16 protein-coding genes are annotated in these 17,124 nt (G+C 56.0%); 13 read left to right on the top strand and 3 right to left on the bottom strand.

All coding sequences use genetic code 11. The annotated features are described in order from the left end of the window. Positions 1 to 30: 30 nt before the first annotated feature. Genes FB556_RS08210 through FB556_RS08200 form a run of 3 tightly spaced genes read left to right on the top strand, consistent with a single transcriptional unit; the run spans position 31 to position 3,132 of the window. On the top strand, positions 31 to 1,353 hold the full coding sequence (locus tag FB556_RS08210; protein ID WP_379985196.1) for an O-acetylhomoserine aminocarboxypropyltransferase/cysteine synthase family protein: 1,323 nt from the start codon (positions 31 to 33) through the stop codon (positions 1,351 to 1,353). Between the two features lie 16 nt (positions 1,354 to 1,369). Next, positions 1,370 to 2,500: a homoserine O-acetyltransferase MetX gene (gene metX, locus FB556_RS08205; RefSeq protein ID WP_141866656.1), complete on the top strand. Its 1,131-nt coding sequence runs from the start codon at positions 1,370 to 1,372 to the stop codon at positions 2,498 to 2,500. A gap of 5 nt (positions 2,501 to 2,505) precedes the next feature. After that, positions 2,506 to 3,132, top strand: a complete 627-nt coding sequence (locus FB556_RS08200) for an alpha/beta hydrolase (RefSeq protein ID WP_141866654.1) — start codon at positions 2,506 to 2,508, stop codon at positions 3,130 to 3,132. Positions 3,133 to 4,051: 919 nt separating this feature from the next. On the opposite strand, the gene FB556_RS08195 is transcribed toward FB556_RS08200, so the two are convergent. Beyond that, positions 4,052 to 4,282 (bottom strand): RNA-binding S4 domain-containing protein, encoded by a 231-nt coding sequence (locus tag FB556_RS08195; protein WP_141866653.1) that lies wholly within the window; start codon positions 4,280 to 4,282, stop codon positions 4,052 to 4,054. Positions 4,283 to 4,395: 113 nt separating this feature from the next. Between FB556_RS08195 and FB556_RS08190 the strand changes: the two genes are divergently transcribed. From FB556_RS08190 to FB556_RS08180, 3 genes are read left to right on the top strand one after another with little or no spacing between them, the layout of a single operon-like run. After that, positions 4,396 to 5,772: a glycine--tRNA ligase gene (locus FB556_RS08190; RefSeq protein WP_141866651.1), complete on the top strand. Its 1,377-nt coding sequence runs from the start codon at positions 4,396 to 4,398 to the stop codon at positions 5,770 to 5,772. 1 nt (position 5,773) lies between these two features. Then, positions 5,774 to 6,640 (top strand): hypothetical protein, encoded by an 867-nt coding sequence (locus FB556_RS08185; RefSeq protein WP_141866649.1) that lies wholly within the window; start codon positions 5,774 to 5,776, stop codon positions 6,638 to 6,640. Further along, the gene (locus FB556_RS08180) at positions 6,633 to 7,856 is read left to right on the top strand and encodes a YibE/F family protein (protein WP_141866647.1); all 1,224 of its coding nucleotides are present in this window, start codon (positions 6,633 to 6,635) and stop codon (positions 7,854 to 7,856) included. The genes FB556_RS08185 and FB556_RS08180 overlap by 8 nt, the downstream gene beginning before the upstream one ends. On the opposite strand, the gene FB556_RS08175 is transcribed toward FB556_RS08180, so the two are convergent. Further along, positions 7,850 to 9,025, bottom strand: a complete 1,176-nt coding sequence (locus FB556_RS08175; RefSeq protein ID WP_170200422.1) for an MFS transporter — start codon at positions 9,023 to 9,025, stop codon at positions 7,850 to 7,852. The two genes, FB556_RS08180 and FB556_RS08175, sit on opposite strands and share 7 nt — an antisense overlap. A gap of 45 nt (positions 9,026 to 9,070) precedes the next feature. After that, positions 9,071 to 9,775, bottom strand: a complete 705-nt coding sequence (locus FB556_RS08170; protein WP_246057301.1) for a class I SAM-dependent methyltransferase — start codon at positions 9,773 to 9,775, stop codon at positions 9,071 to 9,073. A 134-nt stretch (positions 9,776 to 9,909) separates the two neighbouring features. Here FB556_RS08170 and FB556_RS08165 point away from each other — a divergent pair, with 134 nt between their 5' ends. From FB556_RS08165 to FB556_RS08135, 7 genes are all read left to right on the top strand, one after another. After that, a complete protein-coding gene (locus tag FB556_RS08165; RefSeq protein ID WP_141866644.1) occupies positions 9,910 to 10,464 on the top strand; it encodes a dihydrofolate reductase family protein in 555 nt (184 codons plus the stop codon). Positions 10,465 to 10,694: 230 nt separating this feature from the next. Then, a complete protein-coding gene (locus tag FB556_RS08160; RefSeq protein ID WP_379985161.1) occupies positions 10,695 to 12,203 on the top strand; it encodes a CoA-acylating methylmalonate-semialdehyde dehydrogenase in 1,509 nt (502 codons plus the stop codon). An 8-nt stretch (positions 12,204 to 12,211) separates the two neighbouring features. Beyond that, a complete protein-coding gene (locus tag FB556_RS08155) occupies positions 12,212 to 13,273 on the top strand; it encodes an enoyl-CoA hydratase/isomerase family protein (protein ID WP_141866642.1) in 1,062 nt (353 codons plus the stop codon). Positions 13,274 to 13,282: 9 nt separating this feature from the next. After that, positions 13,283 to 14,164 (top strand): 3-hydroxyisobutyrate dehydrogenase, encoded by an 882-nt coding sequence (mmsB, locus tag FB556_RS08150; RefSeq protein WP_141866640.1) that lies wholly within the window; start codon positions 13,283 to 13,285, stop codon positions 14,162 to 14,164. A gap of 2 nt (positions 14,165 to 14,166) precedes the next feature. Continuing rightward, the gene (locus tag FB556_RS08145) at positions 14,167 to 14,940 is read left to right on the top strand and encodes an enoyl-CoA hydratase-related protein (protein ID WP_141866638.1); all 774 of its coding nucleotides are present in this window, start codon (positions 14,167 to 14,169) and stop codon (positions 14,938 to 14,940) included. 202 nt (positions 14,941 to 15,142) lie between these two features. Next, positions 15,143 to 15,904: an SDR family NAD(P)-dependent oxidoreductase gene (locus tag FB556_RS08140; protein WP_141866636.1), complete on the top strand. Its 762-nt coding sequence runs from the start codon at positions 15,143 to 15,145 to the stop codon at positions 15,902 to 15,904. Between the two features lie 47 nt (positions 15,905 to 15,951). Then, complete coding sequence (locus FB556_RS08135; RefSeq protein ID WP_141866634.1) at positions 15,952 to 17,106, top strand: acetyl-CoA C-acetyltransferase; 1,155 nt, start codon at positions 15,952 to 15,954, stop codon at positions 17,104 to 17,106. Positions 17,107 to 17,124 lie beyond the last annotated feature (18 nt).

Here is a 17,124-nt window from a genome sequence, read left to right as displayed (position 1 = left end):
GAAGGAGTCTTTGCATTGGCACAACGCGATATTGCTGACCAGTCCACATGGGGACTAGCGACCCGACAGATTCATGCGGGTATGGATGTGGATTCAGAATATGGGGCAACTCAGTTGCCGATCTATCAGACCACCAGCTTTAACTTTCCCGACACTGCTGTTGCCGCCGGTCGTTTCGCGCTGTCTGAACTTGGACCTATCTATAGCCGCATCACGAACCCCACCACCGACGCTGTGGAAAATAAGATTGCTGCGCTTGAAGGTGGCGTAGGTGCTGTTCTACTGTCTTCTGGTCAATCCGCGACCACGCTGAGTGTGCTCAATGTGGCAGGGGCAGGCGATTCTGTGGTCGTGTCTGCATCACTCTATGGCGGTACCCAAAACCTGTTCAAACACACTCTGCCACGTCTGGGTATTGAAACGATCTTTATTCAGGATCCCCACAATATCGAGGAGTGGCGAAACGCCATCAAGGACAACACCAAGGCGGTCTTTGCCGAAGTGCTTGGGAACCCTAAAGCGGATGTTCTCGATTTACGAGCAGTGTCGGACGTTGCTCACGCGGCAGGCATCCCCGTGATCATCGATTCCACTTTGACGCCGCCCACGGTGTTTAGACCTTTCGAACACGGCGCGGACATTGTCATCCACTCGGCAACGAAATACCTCAGTGGGCACGCGAACGTCCTAGGCGGGGTCATCGTCGACTCCGGGAACTTCGATTGGACCGCGGACCCAGAGAAATTCCCTTGGTTTAATGAACCAGACGAGTCGTATCACGGCCTGGTATTTGGCACCGACTTCGGGCCAAACGGTCCACTGGGCGCCAACTTGTCCTATATCTTGCGTATCCGCACCCAGCTATTGCGTGATATGGGTAATGCGGCTTCGCCGTTCAACGCTTTTCTGATTAACCTCGGGATTGAAACCCTGTCCTTAAGAATGGAACGTCATCTCGAAAACGCCCAGCGCGTTGCCGAATGGCTGGAAGCTCACTCGCAGGTCGAAAACGTGCAATACGCCGGATTGAAGTCATCACCATGGTACGACCGTGCGCAGCAATTGATGCCTAATGGCACCTCAGGGATTGTGGCGTTCAACATCGTCGGTGGCAAAGCGGCAGGACAAAAGTTCGCAGAATCTTTGACCCTGCATAAACTCGTGGCAAACCTCGGCGATGTCCGGTCGCTCGTAGTCCATCCCGCGACCACAACCCACGCTCAGCTGTCAGAAGCAGAACAGCAGGCTGCTGGAGTCAGCCCGAGCTTAGTTCGTCTGTCGGTTGGTTTAGAAAACATTGAAGACATTTTGGACGACTTGCAATCCGGCTTTGATGCCGCTGCAACGGTTTAACAAGGAGTAGATGGTCATGTCATTGGATCTTGAATCAGTGACCGACCCGGCAACATACGTCGCGCAGTCAGCAGTCACCACAGTAGACATCGGCGATCTCCACTTTGAGACCGGTGGTTATCTACCAAAGGTCGAACTCGCGTATGAAACCTGGGGAACACTAAATGCTGAGAAATCCAACGCCATCCTCATTCAGCACGCGCTGACCGGTGATACCCATGTTGCATCTTCGCAGCTTTTGCCTGAAATCGGTTGGTGGGAGGACCTGGTTGGTCCGGGCAAACCGATCGACACCGATAAGTGGTTTGTCATTGCCGTCAATATGGTGGGAGGCTGCTACGGTTCGACCGGTCCGTCTTCCCTGGATGAGGATCACAGACCATACGGTTCTCGCTTTCCGTTCGTCACCATCCGTGACTCGGTTAATGCCGAAGCAAAACTCGCTGATCTCCTCGGAATCAAACGGTTCCAGGCAGTCATCGGCGGTTCGATGGGCGGTGGCCGAGCGCTCGAATGGGCTGCCATGTACCCAGAGCGTGTCGCTGGCGTCGGCATAATCGCCTGCGGTGGTCAAGCTACCGCTGAACAGATTGGGTTTGCTCAAGCTCAACTCGAGGCCATCCGGCTCGATCCTAATTTTAAAGATGGCGACTACTACGACGGACCGGCACCGGTTCAGGGATTGGGGATTGCTCGTCGAATTGCGCATATCAACTACCGTTCTGAGTCAGAGCTCAATGTACGTTTTGGTCGCCAATTCCAGGGCAACGAAAACCCATTAGACTCAACGGTGGCAACACGCACCGGCCGTTATCAAGTGGAATCCTATCTTGATTACAAAGCCAAAGACCTTGCCGGTCGCTTCGATGCAAACTCTTACATCGCATTGACTGAAGCACTCATGTCCCATGATGTAGGCCGCGGCCGCGGGGGACAGGCAGCCGCCGTCGCGAATATTACTGCCACACCATTCATCGTGGCAGTCAATTCCGATAGGCTGTACTTTCCGGAACAAAGCTACCAACTGGCAGCTGACTTCGGCCCACACACACCGGTGCACATGATCGATTCGCCCATCGGACACGATGGATTTCTGACTGATCTGCACCAGGTCGCCGATGAGATGGTCACAACGTTAGGACTGTAACAACCATGCACGTACGCTGGTCACACGAAGAACCGCGCCCAGAAACTGATCTTGTCGTGTTTCTTCACGGCTTTGGAGCCGATGAGAACGATCTGTTCCCACTGAGTAACTATTTTGATGATCGTTTCACCATCGCAAGCGTGCAAGCCCCAAAGCAGCTTCCGCCGCACTTCGGTGGCTACTGCTGGTTCCCGATCTCAGCGGCGCTAGAAGCCAACGTGGATGATATCCGAACCGCCCTCGTGCAATTAGACGACTGGGTGCACTCGGTTGCCGATAACTATCGCAGTGTGTCGCTGCTGGGCTTTTCGCAGGGGATGGCGATGGCCACCTCATTGATGCGGATGCGTCCCGGAGCCTACCCGGCGGTCGTCGGTTTGTCAGGGTTCGTGATTGAGTCCCCAGAGCTGGACGATTTGTTCCAAGATGAGGAATTTGCGGCATCCGATCAGCCATTATTTTGGGGTTACGACCCAGCAGACCCGGTCGTAGCGACGGATCGAATCGAACAAACCGGTGCTTGGCTGCGCCCATGTGTCCAGCTTGTCGAGAAAACCTATCGTGGCATCGGGCATGGCATACACCCGGAAGAAATGGGTCATGTTTTGGAATTTCTCAACGACCATGTCTAAGCGCTGACGATTACCAAGTACGCCGGTGCAATAGTTGTCAATCTTGGCCGCGTGAATACGCCTTACCGAGTGCTTCCACCCATCCGGCATTTCGTGACCAAGAGTAAAGGCCGTCGGTAGATTCGCCGGGCCGACATCTGTATCGTAGGTGTAGAAAATAGTCACGTCTGAGTGGCACTCAGACGTGACTGCAACCTTTGACCGAACTTCGTCAGCACCCGGCACCCCAGCCTCTGATTCTGGTAATGCGATAAGCCAAGTCACGCCGAAATGTAGTGGTCATCAGTTGTCCTTCGGGTGTGCATGCACAGCCACAGGCATAGGGATACTGCTCGTTGGAGACGGCGTATTCCCAAGCTATTTTGTGGGTAATCTACGACCCGCCCACTGAACGCATGCTTCAGCGTCTTTTGAAACCTGCATCACCTGGTGATCTTCCTTCCCCTGGCCTGTGACACGCGTCCATAGGGGTGTCTCTAGGTAATTGCCGAAACCTAGCTCTTCCACAGATCCCAGCCCAATAAATCTACCGCTACATCGGTTGGAGTAAATGCTAACGAGTCAGACAGCCAGGCTGTGCTGGTAGACCCACGATGTCGGCGGGAACGGGGCGCTCGGCGGTGGTGAATCACCCGGGATCGCGACGAGTCTGGTCAGCTTCAGGGAACGTCAGCACGACAGTGCGGCCACATATTCGACGTCGGCATTCTAAGGAGTCCCAGAGGTTTCAGACATGAAAGCCAGAAGTACCGTCCCTGGGCGCAAACCCCATCGTGATGGAGTGTACAGTGCACTGGTGGCATGAGAATCAAAAAACCGCATGCCCCGTTCGGCCAAGCGGTCCATTTGCGGTGCTATCCAACCAGCGTTGGCCTTGAAACATAAGATATTGCGCTGACTCAGCAGAGCGAGGGTCGGTTCAGGCAGTTTCGATCCGCAGGTCTAAATTCAGCTCGGGAATCGTGATGACGTCTCCGGCATGAAGTTGCCGGCCGCGCCGAGTTTCGGTTTCTCCGTTGACTTGAATGTCTCCGGCTTGGATTGCCTCACGGGCTTCAACGCCGTCTTCGACCACGTTGGCCAGCTTCAGGGCCTGGCCCAGGCGGATCATGTCGTCACGGATGGCAAGGGTTTCGCTCTTTGTGCTCATGCCTCTATTGTCACCCACCAGCACGAAAGTTTCGACTAACCTAAACTAGTTGCAGGTTAATCCACAACCTCACATTCAAACGTGTACCTTTTGAAACGGAAAGTGATACCTCCATGGCACAACCGTCCACGCTCGACCAGGTCATCAACCTGGCAAAACGCCGCGGATTCGTCTTCCAGGCCGGTGAGATTTACGGCGGTTCTCGCTCAGCATGGGACTACGGCCCGCTTGGCGTCGAACTCAAAGAAAACATCAAATCTCAGTGGTGGAACACCTTCGTCCGAGGACGTGGAGACATGGTCGGTTTGGATTCCTCGATCATCCTGCCCCGCCAGGTATGGGAAGCCTCCGGACACGTTGAGACCTTCGTTGACCCCCTGAGTGAATGTACCGCGTGTAACCACCGTCACCGGTACGACCACCTGGTTGAGGCATTCGAAGATAAACACGGTCGCACCCCACAACTTGAAGAACTCGCGTGCCCGAACTGTGGCACCCGCGGTAAAATGACCGAACCCCGCACGTTCTCCGGACTCATCCGCACCTTCCTCGGCCCCGTCGCTGACGATGAAGGTCTGCACTACCTCCGCCCAGAAACTGCGCAGGGTATGTATCTAAACTTTTTGAACGTGGTCAACACGGCGCGCAAGAAACCACCGTTTGGTATCGGCCAGATCGGTAAAGCCTTCCGTAACGAAATTACCCCCGGTAACTTCATCTTCCGCACCCGCGAGTTCGAGCAAATGGAAATCCAGTACTTCGTGCCACCGGCCGAAGCCGATGAATGGTTCGACACCTGGGTCAACCAGGCACAAGACTGGTTCTTCGGTCTTGGCCTGAGCCCTGAGAACCTGCGCCAGTACAACGTGCCAGACGGCGAGCGCGCCCACTACTCCTCGGTCACCATCGACCTCGAGTACAAGTTTGGTTTCGCCGGCGGCGACTGGGGCGAACTCATGGGTATCGCCAACCGTGGTGATTTCGACCTGTCGAACCACACCAAGGGTTCCGGCACCAAGATGCAGTACTTTGACCAAGCCACTGGGGAACACTACACCCCGTATGTGATCGAGCCGTCCTGGGGCCTGACCCGCTCACTGATGGCGTTTTTGGTCGACTCCTATGCCGAAGACGAAGCACCGAACTCTAAGGGCGGCGTCGATAAGCGCACCGTACTGCGCTTGGATCCCCGACTCGCTCCGGTCAAGGCTGCCGTGCTGCCACTGTCGAAGAAAGCCGAACTGTCAGAACCTGCTAATAAGCTTGCTGCTGATCTGCGGAAACGTTGGAATGTGGACTACGACGATGCCGGTGCCATCGGTCGCCGCTACCGTCGTCATGACGAAATCGGGACCCCCTTCTGTGTAACCTTCGACTTCGATTCGCTCGATGACAATGCCGTCACGGTTCGCGATCGCGACACCATGACCCAAGAGCGAGTCTCGCTCGATCAGGTTGAAAGCTACCTGTCAGAAGGCCTGGGTTGCTAAGTTGAACATTCGCGAATGGCAAGACGGCGACGACCTGCGGCTGCTGGAGATCTTTGGTGATCCAGGCTCCGCACAACACCACCATGACCGTGCCATGCTGGGGCCCTCCACGCAGGATCCCTTTGGGGTAGGACTGGTGGCGGTCGACGACGGCGTTCCTGTTGCAGCAGGAGCGGTTCGAGTCCAAAGTATCCATCCACAACGGATGTGGTGCTTTGTCGAAACCGCTCCGCTGCAACGCCAGCGCGGCATTGCCACGGCGGTATTTCAGGAACTCGCGGATCGCGTGCCGGAAGGTACTGCGTTTAAAACCCGTTCGGTGACCGGTGATGAAGGCACTGAACGCTGGCTGACACAGCAAGGCTTTGGCGAAATCCAACACGCACAACGTATTATCGTGGCTGCCGGATCGTTTGATCCTGCTGATATCGAAGTACAGCAACTCGCCACCGGTTCGGTTGAATTGTCGAAACTGGCAGCAGAGTATTACAACGCCACACACCGGTGGGATCCCGCCGCATTGACCATTACGCAGGCCCAGCAGCTGCTGTTGGCCCCCGCCACCGGTGCACAACAAGCCTTTGTGACGCGCGAGAACGATAACATGGTTGCCTTCGCGATCGCTTATCCCGGACCGCTATCAAATGTTGTCGATCTTTTTGTCGGCTACGACACGCAGCATTCCGATCCCAGTGAGCATGTGAAAACGTTGTTAGCGGTGACGGGAGAACACCGTAGCCTGGCGGTGGAAATTGATAACTCAACCACCGTGCTCAACGACGTCATCGAGCAAGCTGTCAACGCCGATACCGCACTGATCGAACACGAGTCCACCATCTGGGCAACTGACGTCTCACGCGATGCATAACGTTCCGTCAACCATCCCGGCCACCAGAAAACGCGTCATCACCTGGCTGGTGAGCATACTGATTCCGCTGGGCGCCGTGCTGTTGGTCGCCATGGTGTGGTTGTGGCCTTCTGGAACCTATCAACAGCTGTCCCTGGATGACCCCTATGGCACCACAGAAAGTTTCGCCGTGGAATCCGGATCGGTCTCATCAGTCCTTGATCGAGCGTGTGACGGGGGAGCGGAAAGTGGCAGTCCCACACAGGTTCAAGAACACCTTGAGTGTCAGACCGCCCAAGTCGCAACCGGGCAGGGGACCTATGAGGTCGAAATTCCGGCTCAAGTCAGCGCCTCGACTGAAGTGGTTCGTGGTGACAGTGTCAAAATCCTCGTCGGCGAAGACCTGGCTGACACCGGAGTTTTTGTCGACTTCGAACGAACCGTACCGGTCGGGTTGTTAGCTGGGCTGTATGCCGTGGTGGTCGTCGTCGTAGCGCGCTGGCGTGGGGTCCGGGCCATCGGTGGGCTCATCTTATCGTTCGTCGTGTTATTTGGCTTCATGATCCCCGCCCTGCTGGAGGGCGGTCCACCGTTTTGGGTCGGCTTGATCGGCAGCATGCTCATCATGTTGGTGGTGTTATATTTTGCCCACGGCATTTCCCTGAGAACCACCACGGCGTTGCTGGGCACCTTCATCGGTTTGTTGTTGACCGCAGCGCTTGCGGCCTGGGCATCGGATACCGCGTATCTGATGGGCTTAGGTGAAGAATATTCGTATATGTTGGCCTCTATGGTGCCGGAGATCCGACTGTCCGGCATCGTGCTGACCGGTTTATTAGTCGCTGGGCTTGGCGTTCTGAACGACGTGACGATCACCCAATCTTCAGCGGTGTGGGAGATTAAAGCCGCCCAACCTCATATCTCGCCGCGCGATCTGTTTGCCGCTGGTATGCGCATCGGCCGTGACCACATCGCGTCGACGGTCTATACGATCGCATTTGCCTACGCTGGCGCTGCCTTACCGATGCTCATGATCGTCTCGCTGTATGACCGGTCCCTGCTGGATTCAATCATGGCCGCCGAAATGGTCGAAGAAGTCGTGCGCATTCTGGTTGGATCTGTTGGATTGGTGCTAGCGATTCCCATTACCACCGGTATCGCGGTGGCCGTAGCGAATGCTGTGGCGGAGCCCAAAGATCAGCCCAGATCCGTGGAGACCGTGAGCCATGTTCACTGAATCCGGCGTCGCCACCTGAAATACCAGGCGAAGGCCAGGGTCGTGATGACTAAGACGAGCGCGCATGCCAGATATGTCGTCTGTGCGCCCCAGTAGGTGAAGCCGATGCCACCCACCAAACCGGCAAAACCTAATCCGATATCGAAGGTCATATTCCAGGCCACACTGCCACGATTCGCGCTGCCGGACTGTTGGAACGCCATCAGCAAGCTTGCTGCCTGTACGGTGCCCGTGCCAAACCCCAAAATTGCCATGGCTAATCCCAACATCCAGCCTGCTGGTAAAACGGCGGCAAATATCAGTCCCACTAGAGCGGTTGCTAAACCGAGCAACATGACCGCCACGGGGGAGTGGCGGTCTAATGACGCACTGGAGAGGAACCGGCCAACAATCACGAACACCTGCATTGCTGCAATGTACAAGGCCGGGGAGGCTCCCTGAGCCGCTGGTCCGAAGGCCAGCACCAAACCGAAGACGGTTAGGATGAGCGCGGTCGGCAGCAGCACCGATAACAATCCGGCCAGCTGTAGCTGATGGCGGGGTGCCGCGTGGTGTTGTCGGTTGGAGTGCGGCCCGGCGTGCTCCGTGACTTCGCGCTTTGGCACCGTCAAAATCGCTGGAAGCGCGAGCAAAACCAGGGCGAAGTTCAACCATCGAAAACCTGGCTCAGGAACCAACGTGATGAGCCATAACCCTACGGGTGCAGCGATCGCTGTGGCGGTTGCCGTTGTTGCACCATAAAATCCCAGGACGCGTCCAAGCCGACCGGGCGCCACAGTGGAGGGGACAACGGCGGTTCCGATGACGACCAGGACGCCAAAACCAACTCCGCCCACGACGCTGCCGGTCAGCAAGGCCACGAGCGGGGTCAGGGGCAACAGGCTCAGCAGATGCCCAACAGCTTGGCAACCTAAGGCCAAGAAAAATGTGACGCGTGAGCCCAACCGATTATTGAGCAACGGGACGATGGGTTGGACAGCGACGACCGCAACCATCATGGTGGTCAGAACCGTCCCGGCGGTTACAGCCGTGAGACCCATGTGCTGGCCGGTGGTTATCAGTGTCGCATAGTTAATAAAGAACGTGCCGAATCCAAATAACACCATCCACATAACCCCCAGAAGTCCCGGGGTGAGAGTGCGCTGCGGCTGGGCATCGGATGCTGACATGGGCATACCACGACCATAGAGGATCGCAGAGAGCTTGGAATAGGTCTAGGCCTTCAAACGCAGTACAGCCAGCATAAACTCGCCGTCTTCGACGAATGGGTCAAACTGCCAGGTGGAGAACCGTTGGTAGACTTGAAGCCCGACGGATTCGGCATCTGCGGTGAACTGGGCATTGGAGTATCCGCGGGCCAGCTGGAAGCCGGCGACAAAACGCGACTCTGTGTGCATGTGCTTGGTAATGTTGCCCAACGCGGGGATACGTTCCCAGTCGGCTAGGAAAGTTTGCACGTTGCCCGCCGATACGATGATATCGAAAGACATCAGCTCGCCGTTGTCGTTGCGCAACTCGAAATCGGCTAGATCCGCTACTGCAAAGCGACCCTGGGGATACTTGGTTCTTGCGACTTCCACCAGGTGGGAGTCCAAATCGACACCCATGGCGTCGTGTCCGGCGGCCGCTAAGTAGCCTGCTAGCCGACCGTTGCCGCAGCCCGCATCCAGGATCGTCGAGCCGCGCTGGGCCATGGCGTCAATAGCCCGAGCCTCACCGTTGATGTCATCGCCTTCGGCCTCGATGCGCTCCCAGCGTTCGGCGTAGCGTTGGGAATGTGTCGGATCCTGCATTGCTTGACGCCACTTATTGAGTTCACGAACAGCATCATCGGACTGTGTGTCCGTGTGGTGTGCAGATGCAGACAACGAGAACGTCTGCGCAGATTCGGGTGTAGGAAGAAAACCATCGTTAGCCATGCCTCCCATTGTAGAAGGAACCATTGCATGCCAGCGGTCTTTCCACGGGCGGCTAGATTCGCGCGGGCTCTTGCGATGACCTCGGGGCAGTATTAGGTTGGTTGCACAATCTGATCACGACCGATGGGGTCGACATGGCACGAATCATCGCATGGGAAATCATCTCCTTGGACGGATTCTTTGAAGGCGACCAGCCTTGGGACCTACGACATCATGAAGCCATCTGGGGCGATGACTTACGGGATATGAGCTTACGTATCGGCGCTGAAGCGGGTTTATTGGTCTTCGGACGCAAAACATATGACGGAATGGTCCAATACTGGCCAACAGATATCACCGAACCTGCGTTAGCCAACTATATGAACAGCATCCCTAAACTCGTTGCCAGTCGAACCATGACCTCGGCTTCTTGGCAGAATACCGAGGTGACTGACGATATCGTGACCGAATTGCTGCGTCGTCGCGACATCAACGAACAGCCCATCTTTATCTTTGGCAGCGCTACGCTGATGCATTTCCTTTTGGATGTCGGTCTGATCGATGAGCTCATGATCGGATTGGCACCAGTATTGATCGGAAGTGGTCATCCTTTATTTCCCTCTCCACAGGCCAAGCGCGATCTTCGTCTGGTAGATGCCCAAGTGATCGATACCGGTGGTGTGATTCTGCACTATGCCGTCACCGCCTGACGCCGGCCAAGTACAAAGTATTGCAGTACAGCAGAAAGTGAAAACGTGTTTGATTGGTTCATCCCACAAGTCGTGGAACCATGGTCGATCGCGCCATTGAACTGTGGCTTGCGACACCATAAACTGGCATATTGGGCCTTAACGCCGGAACGCAACTTTGATTGTGACATGGTGATCGTCGCTGAACCGTAGGGTATCCCTACGGTTCAGGTCATGTTGGAAGGGACAAAATGAAACAAACATTGACACAAACCCTGACCCATTTCATTAATGGTCAACCTGCCGAAGGTACTTCGGGCCGCTTTGCTGACGTTTACCATCCGGCTACCGGCCAGATCGCTGCACGAGTGCCACTAGCCTCAATCGACGAAGTGCACCTGGCTGTAGAAACTGCCAAGACTGCGCAGGTTCAATGGGAGGAGCTCAATGCGCAGCGTCGCGCACGGATTCTTGGTCGCTTCGTTGACCTAGCACACGAAAACATGGACGAGTTGGCTACCGCCTTGTCAAATGAACACGGCAAAACATTTGAAGATGCCAAAGGCGATGTCCAGCGTGGCTTGGAAGTCATCGAATTCTGCATGGGGGCACCCCACCTACTCAAAGGGGAGTTCTCTGATCAGAGCGGGACCGGAATCGATACGTATTCGATGCGTCAACCACTTGGTGTGACCGTGGGTATTTCGCCGTTCAACTTCCCAGCCATGATCCCATTATGGCAGGCGGGACCCTCCCTGGCCGCTGGGAACGCATTCATCCTCAAACCCTCCGAACGAGACCCCTCCGTGCCTTTGATGTTGGCGGACCTGTTCAAACAAGCTGGGCTGCCCGACGGCGTCTTCCAGGTACTCAACGGCGATAAAACAGCCGTCGATGCGCTCATCGAACACCCCGATATTCAAGCCGTAGGTTTTGTCGGCTCCACCCCAATTGCCCAAGCGATATATACCGCAGCTGCCCAACATGGCAAACGCGCGCAATGTTTCGGCGGGGCCAAAAACCACGCGATCATCATGCCCGATGCCGATCTAGATCAAGCCGCAGATGCTTTGATCGGTGCAGCATTCGGTGCGGCAGGCGAGCGATGCATGGCCATCTCCGTTGCCGTCCCAGTGGGCCAGGAAACCGCCGATGCCCTGGTACAAAAGCTGGTCGAAAAAGCTCGCCACCTTAAAGTCGGCCCATCGCTTGACCCAACTTCGGACTTCGGTCCGGTCGTCACCCCGGAGGCCAAAGAGCGCATCGAAGCTGCTATCGCAGCAGGCGTCGAAGAAGGCGCAGAATTGGTGCTCGATGGCCGCGGTGTCACCGTCGAGGGTCACGCGGACGGCTTTTATATTGGTGCGACCATTTTCGATCGGGCGACCAAAGACATGTCGATCTACCGACAAGAAATCTTCGGTCCGGTGCTCACAGTGATTCGCGCCGATAGCTTCGAAGAGGCACTGGATCTGCCATCGGATCATGAATACGGCAACGGTGTCGCCATCTTCACCCGCGATGGCGACACCGCCCGCGAATTCACCCGCCGAGTGAATGTTGGCATGGTCGGCGTCAACGTCCCGATCCCCGTACCCATTGCCTACTACACCTTCGGGGGCTGGAAAGCATCCGGTTTCGGTGACCTCAACCAACACGGCCCCGATGCGTTCCGGTTTGTCACACGAACCAAAACCGTCACCCAACGGTGGCCGTCCGGGGTGAAAGAAGACGCCAGTTTTACCATGCCGATCCAGTAAAGGAACCCATGTCACAGCCGGAGATTTTGACATCTATCCAGGGACGCCTCGGCGTTATTACGCTCAACCGTCCCAAGGCGGTCAATGCGCTGTCATACAACATGATCGGGCTCCTCGACGATGCCTTGACGAAGTTTGAACACGACGATGCCGTGCATGCCGTACTCATTCGCGGCGCAGGAGCCCGGGGCTTTTGTTCCGGTGGCGACGTCGTCACGTTACATCAATACGCCGTCAACAACGACCTCGACTCGGCTGCCCCCTTCTTCCGCGACGAATATCAACTCGACCACCGGATCTCCATTTATCCCAAGCCGTATATCGCCATCATGCATGGACTGGTGCTAGGTGGCGGAGTGGGTATCTCCGCGCCGGCGTCCCACCGAGTGGTCACCGATTCAACCCGATTCGGGATGCCGGAGGTCGGGATCGGTTTCAGCCCGGACGTGGGCGGGCCGTACTACCTTGCCAATGCTCCAGCGGGGATCGGTAATTATCTAGGGCTGACCGGAGCGCACATCTCCGGTGCCGATGCCGTATATGCCGGGCTAGCAGAAGTGCGAGTCCCAGATGATCGCATTGAAGCTCTGGTGCAGCAGCTAGAAAGCATCAAAGAACCTGGTCAGATTGATGAGATCTTGGCTGCATTCGATACTCCAGCACCATCGGAACTGGCGCGTGAGGCCGCATGGATTCAGGACGTCTTTTGTGCTGACACTGTCGAAGACATCCTGACAGGTGTCCAGCACGTTGCAGACCAGGGTCATGACGTCGCCCAAAAAGCTCTCAAAGCGATGCAACGTCATTCGCCTGTGGGCATGAAGGTCACTCTTGAGGCCATCCGACGCGCCCGACACCTGAGCCTGGCCGAAACACTGGCACAGGACCTTCGGACCACCATGAACGCCGTCGCCGGTACTGAACTGGCTGAAGGCATCAGAGCACAACTCATCGACAAGGACCGCAATCCACAATGGACGCCGGCTAGATTAGAAGACGTGACCCATGAAGATGTGGAAGCGTTCTTTGCACCCGTGGACGGCGTCGAGGACCTGGTCATCCAAGCCTAAGGATTCACTATGCGTATCGCCTTTCTAGGACTGGGCAACATGGGCTCCCATATGGCTCGCAACTTGGCCGCCGCTGGCTATCACGTCACGTGTTATGACGTTGTACAACAAGCCGTGGACGCCACCGCCCAGGACGGGCTGGCCACAGCGGTTTCCGGTGTGGAAGCGGTGCGAGACGCCAACGTGGTCATCACAATGTTCCCGGCGGGAGAACATGTCTTGGCTGCGTATCGCGACGGGCTTCTGGAGGCAGCGCCTGACGACACGCTGTTCATAGATTGCTCGACGATTGCCATAGAGGACGCTGTCGAAGCGGCACGTTTAGCAACTGAAGCCGGGCATCGGGCGCTTGATGCTCCGGTTTCCGGTGGCACCGTTGGGGCCGAGCAAGGCACCCTGACCTTTATGGTCGGAGGGAGCGCAGAAAACTTCAAGCCAGCCAAGTCGTTATTTGACGTCATGGGGCGCAAGGTTGTGCACGCAGGAGAAACTGGTTCAGGTCAAGCCGTGAAAGTCGTCAATAATATGGTTCTGGCGATTAACACCATTGGCGCTGCTGAAGCATTCAGCCTCGGTGCCCATCTCGGGTTGGACCCACAGGTGCTCTATGACGTGATGTCAAGTTCTGCGGCACAATCCTGGTCAATCAGTACCAACTGCCCAGTTCCAGGGCCGGTACCGGGATCTCCGGCGTCCAACGATTATCGTCCAGGTTTTGCTACCGCGTTGATGGCCAAAGATCTGGGATTTGCAAAAGCTGCGATTGAATCGACAGGAACACCCGCGTCCTTCGGCATGGCAGCCTATGAGGCGTACACTGAGTTCAATACCGGAGACAATGTCAGTAAAGACTTCTCCGCTATCATCGAGACCAAACAAAAGAAAGGCTAACTGTGTCCGAACACGTTATTCTTACCGAGATTGTAGACCGTGTTGGTGTGATCCGCCTCAACCGACCAGAAGCGCTCAACGCCTTGAATCTTGCGATCCTGAATACGGTGGTAGAAGCCGCAGAAGCCTTCCAAAGCGATCCCAATATTATGGCACTTGTAATCACCGGCAATGATAAAGCGTTTGCCGCCGGTGCTGACATCAAAGAGATGGCAGACAAATCCTATATTGAAATGCATCAGTCCGATTGGTTCTCCCAGTGGACCAGATTCACCGATATCCGTTTGCCGATTGTTGCTGCGGTTAACGGGTTTGCACTCGGTGGCGGGTGCGAGCTGGCCATGATGGCAGACCTGATCATCGCCGGACCCAACACGAAGTTTGGGCAACCAGAAATAAATCTCGGCGTTATCCCTGGCATGGGAGGCTCTCAGCGGCTGACGCGTGCGGTGGGGAAATCCAAAGCCATGGACATGGTGCTCACCGGTCGCATGATGGACGGTGAAGAAGCAGAACGCGCCGGTCTAGTGGCCCGTCTCGTAGAGGACGACAAAGTATTTGACACAGCGATGGAAGTAGCCCAGACCATCGCCTCGAAGTCACGACCTGTCGTCATGGCTGCTAAAGAGGCCGTCGACACTGCCTTTGAAACCTCTCTAACACAGGGACTGCTCTTTGAACGCCGCGCCTTCCACGCGCTTTTTGCTCTTGAAGATCAAAAAGAAGGCATGGATGCGTTCAGCAATAAACGTCGAGCACAATTTCAAGACCGGTAGTAACCGCGCGACTTACCTACGACATATCGTGGCTTAACTCGCCCCAACCGGCATGAAAAAATCTTCGCTACATACGAAGTGGCAAAGATTTTCAATCACGCCAAAGTCGTCCATACTGACAAAAGAACCTACAAGATCATCTCGCTGATCGTAGCGCGTACGGTCACCGGTGTATTGACGTTGACGAAGAGAGGATAACTTCGTGGAAATTCAAGGACAAGCGGCAATCGTTACGGGCGGGGCATCGGGTCTGGGAGCGGCCACCGCGCACCTCTTGGCACAGCGAGGCATGAAAGTCTTTGCTTTCGATCTTGCACCCAGTATCGAAAAGGCCCCTGCCGTTGATCATGTCGAGTACCTAGATGTTGATGTCACCGATCATGCTTCGATTCGTCGAGGCATCGCAACGGTCAAAGCTGGCACGGAGCCTTTGCGTGTTGTCGTCAATTGCGCTGGAATTGGAACTCCGGGGCGCATTCTGTCTCGTCGCGGCCCACACGATCTGCACCAATTCGCCCAGGTGATTAACGTCAATCTGCTCGGTACTTTTAACGTCATGACCCTCGGCGCTGAGCTTATCGCCGAACAGCAACCTGTCGATGACGACGGTCAACGCGGTATTGTCATCAACACCGCGTCCGTGGCAGCATTTGAAGGACAAATCGGTCAGGCAGCGTATGCAGCGTCCAAAGGTGGTGTTCACTCGCTGACTATTTCAGCAGCACGTGATCTGGCTTCATATGGTATCCGTGTCAACACCGTGGCACCGGGCATTGTGGAAACTCCCATGATGGCGGGCATCACCCCAGAATTTCGTGAAAGCCTAGAAGCCTCTGTGCCGTTCCCGGCCCGATTGGCTCGCCCAGAAGAATACGCCCAAGTGGTCCTGGACCTTATCCGCCACGATTACCTCAACGGCCACACCGTCCGGATGGACGGCGCTCTTCGGATGGGACCACGATAATACCGCACCACTGCACAACTTGAAGAATCATCCCCGGAAGGAACACCATGTCAGAAGCATATATTGTGGATGCACTCCGCACACCCGTTGGGCGACGCAATGGCGCTCTGGCCCAGGTCCACTCTGCAGATATGGCTGCAGTCCCGCTGGCAGCAATCTTCGACCGGGTAGCAATAGACACCGCTGAATACGACGAAATCATCTTAGGCTGCATCGATCAAATCGGACCGCAGTCTTTTGACATCGCCCGCACAGCGTGGCTAGCCGCTGGCGGCTCCGAAGCTGTTCCAGGCACCACCATCGACCGCCAGTGTGGCTCTGGCCAGCAGGCCGTGCATTATGCTGCCCAAGCTGTCAAGTCCGGCACCTCAGATCTGGTGATTGCCGGCGGAGTCCAGAACATGTCGACCATTCCCATTGGCACCGCCAACACCATCATGAAGGACCAGGGGTATCCGACTCCTTTCGCAGGTTCGAAAGGCTGGGCAGATCGCTACGGTGACCAACGCATTTCCCAATTTGTTGGAGCTGAAATGATGGCCAACCGGTGGGGTATCACCCGGGAACAGGCTGAAGCCTTTGCAGCGGAGTCTCACCGCAGGGCCCTTGCCGCACAAGAATCCGGATTCTTCGCCGAAGAGATCATGCCTCTTGGTGGGCTTCGTGATGACGAAGGCCCACGCACCCCCAACCGTGCCAAGATGCGTGAACTGCCCACACTGCAACCTCTTGGCATCCATACCGCCGCCACGGCCTCGCAGATCAGTGACGCAGCAGCTGTATTAGCGATTGCATCAGAACGCGCGGTCAAAGAATTCGGACTGGTACCGCGCGCTCGCATTCATCACATTTCGGCTCGCGCTGATGATCCGGTCATGATGTTATCGGCTCCCATCCGCGCCACTCGGTACGCGTTAGAACGCACCGGCATGGACATTGACGATTTTGATGCCATCGAAATCAATGAAGCTTTTGCATCAGTGGTGCTGGCATGGGAGAAAGAACTTCGCCCAGACATGGCAAAGGTCAACATCCACGGCGGTGCAATCGCCCTTGGCCATCCCATTGGTGCGACCGGAGCACGTCTCATGACGACCCTGCTGCACACCTTGGAAGACAACGGTGGCCGATTCGGGTTGCAAACCATGTGTGAAGGCGGAGGCCAAGCCAATGTCACCATCATAGAACGGCTCGATAGCTAGTCACTTCATAGCACACTC

The organism is Enteractinococcus coprophilus, from assembly GCF_006716305.1.
GTDB classification, from domain to species: Bacteria; Actinomycetota; Actinomycetes; order Actinomycetales; family Micrococcaceae; genus Yaniella; species Yaniella coprophila.
Note: the sequence above shows the minus strand (reverse complement) of the source record. Positions and strands in the feature narration are given on the sequence as shown.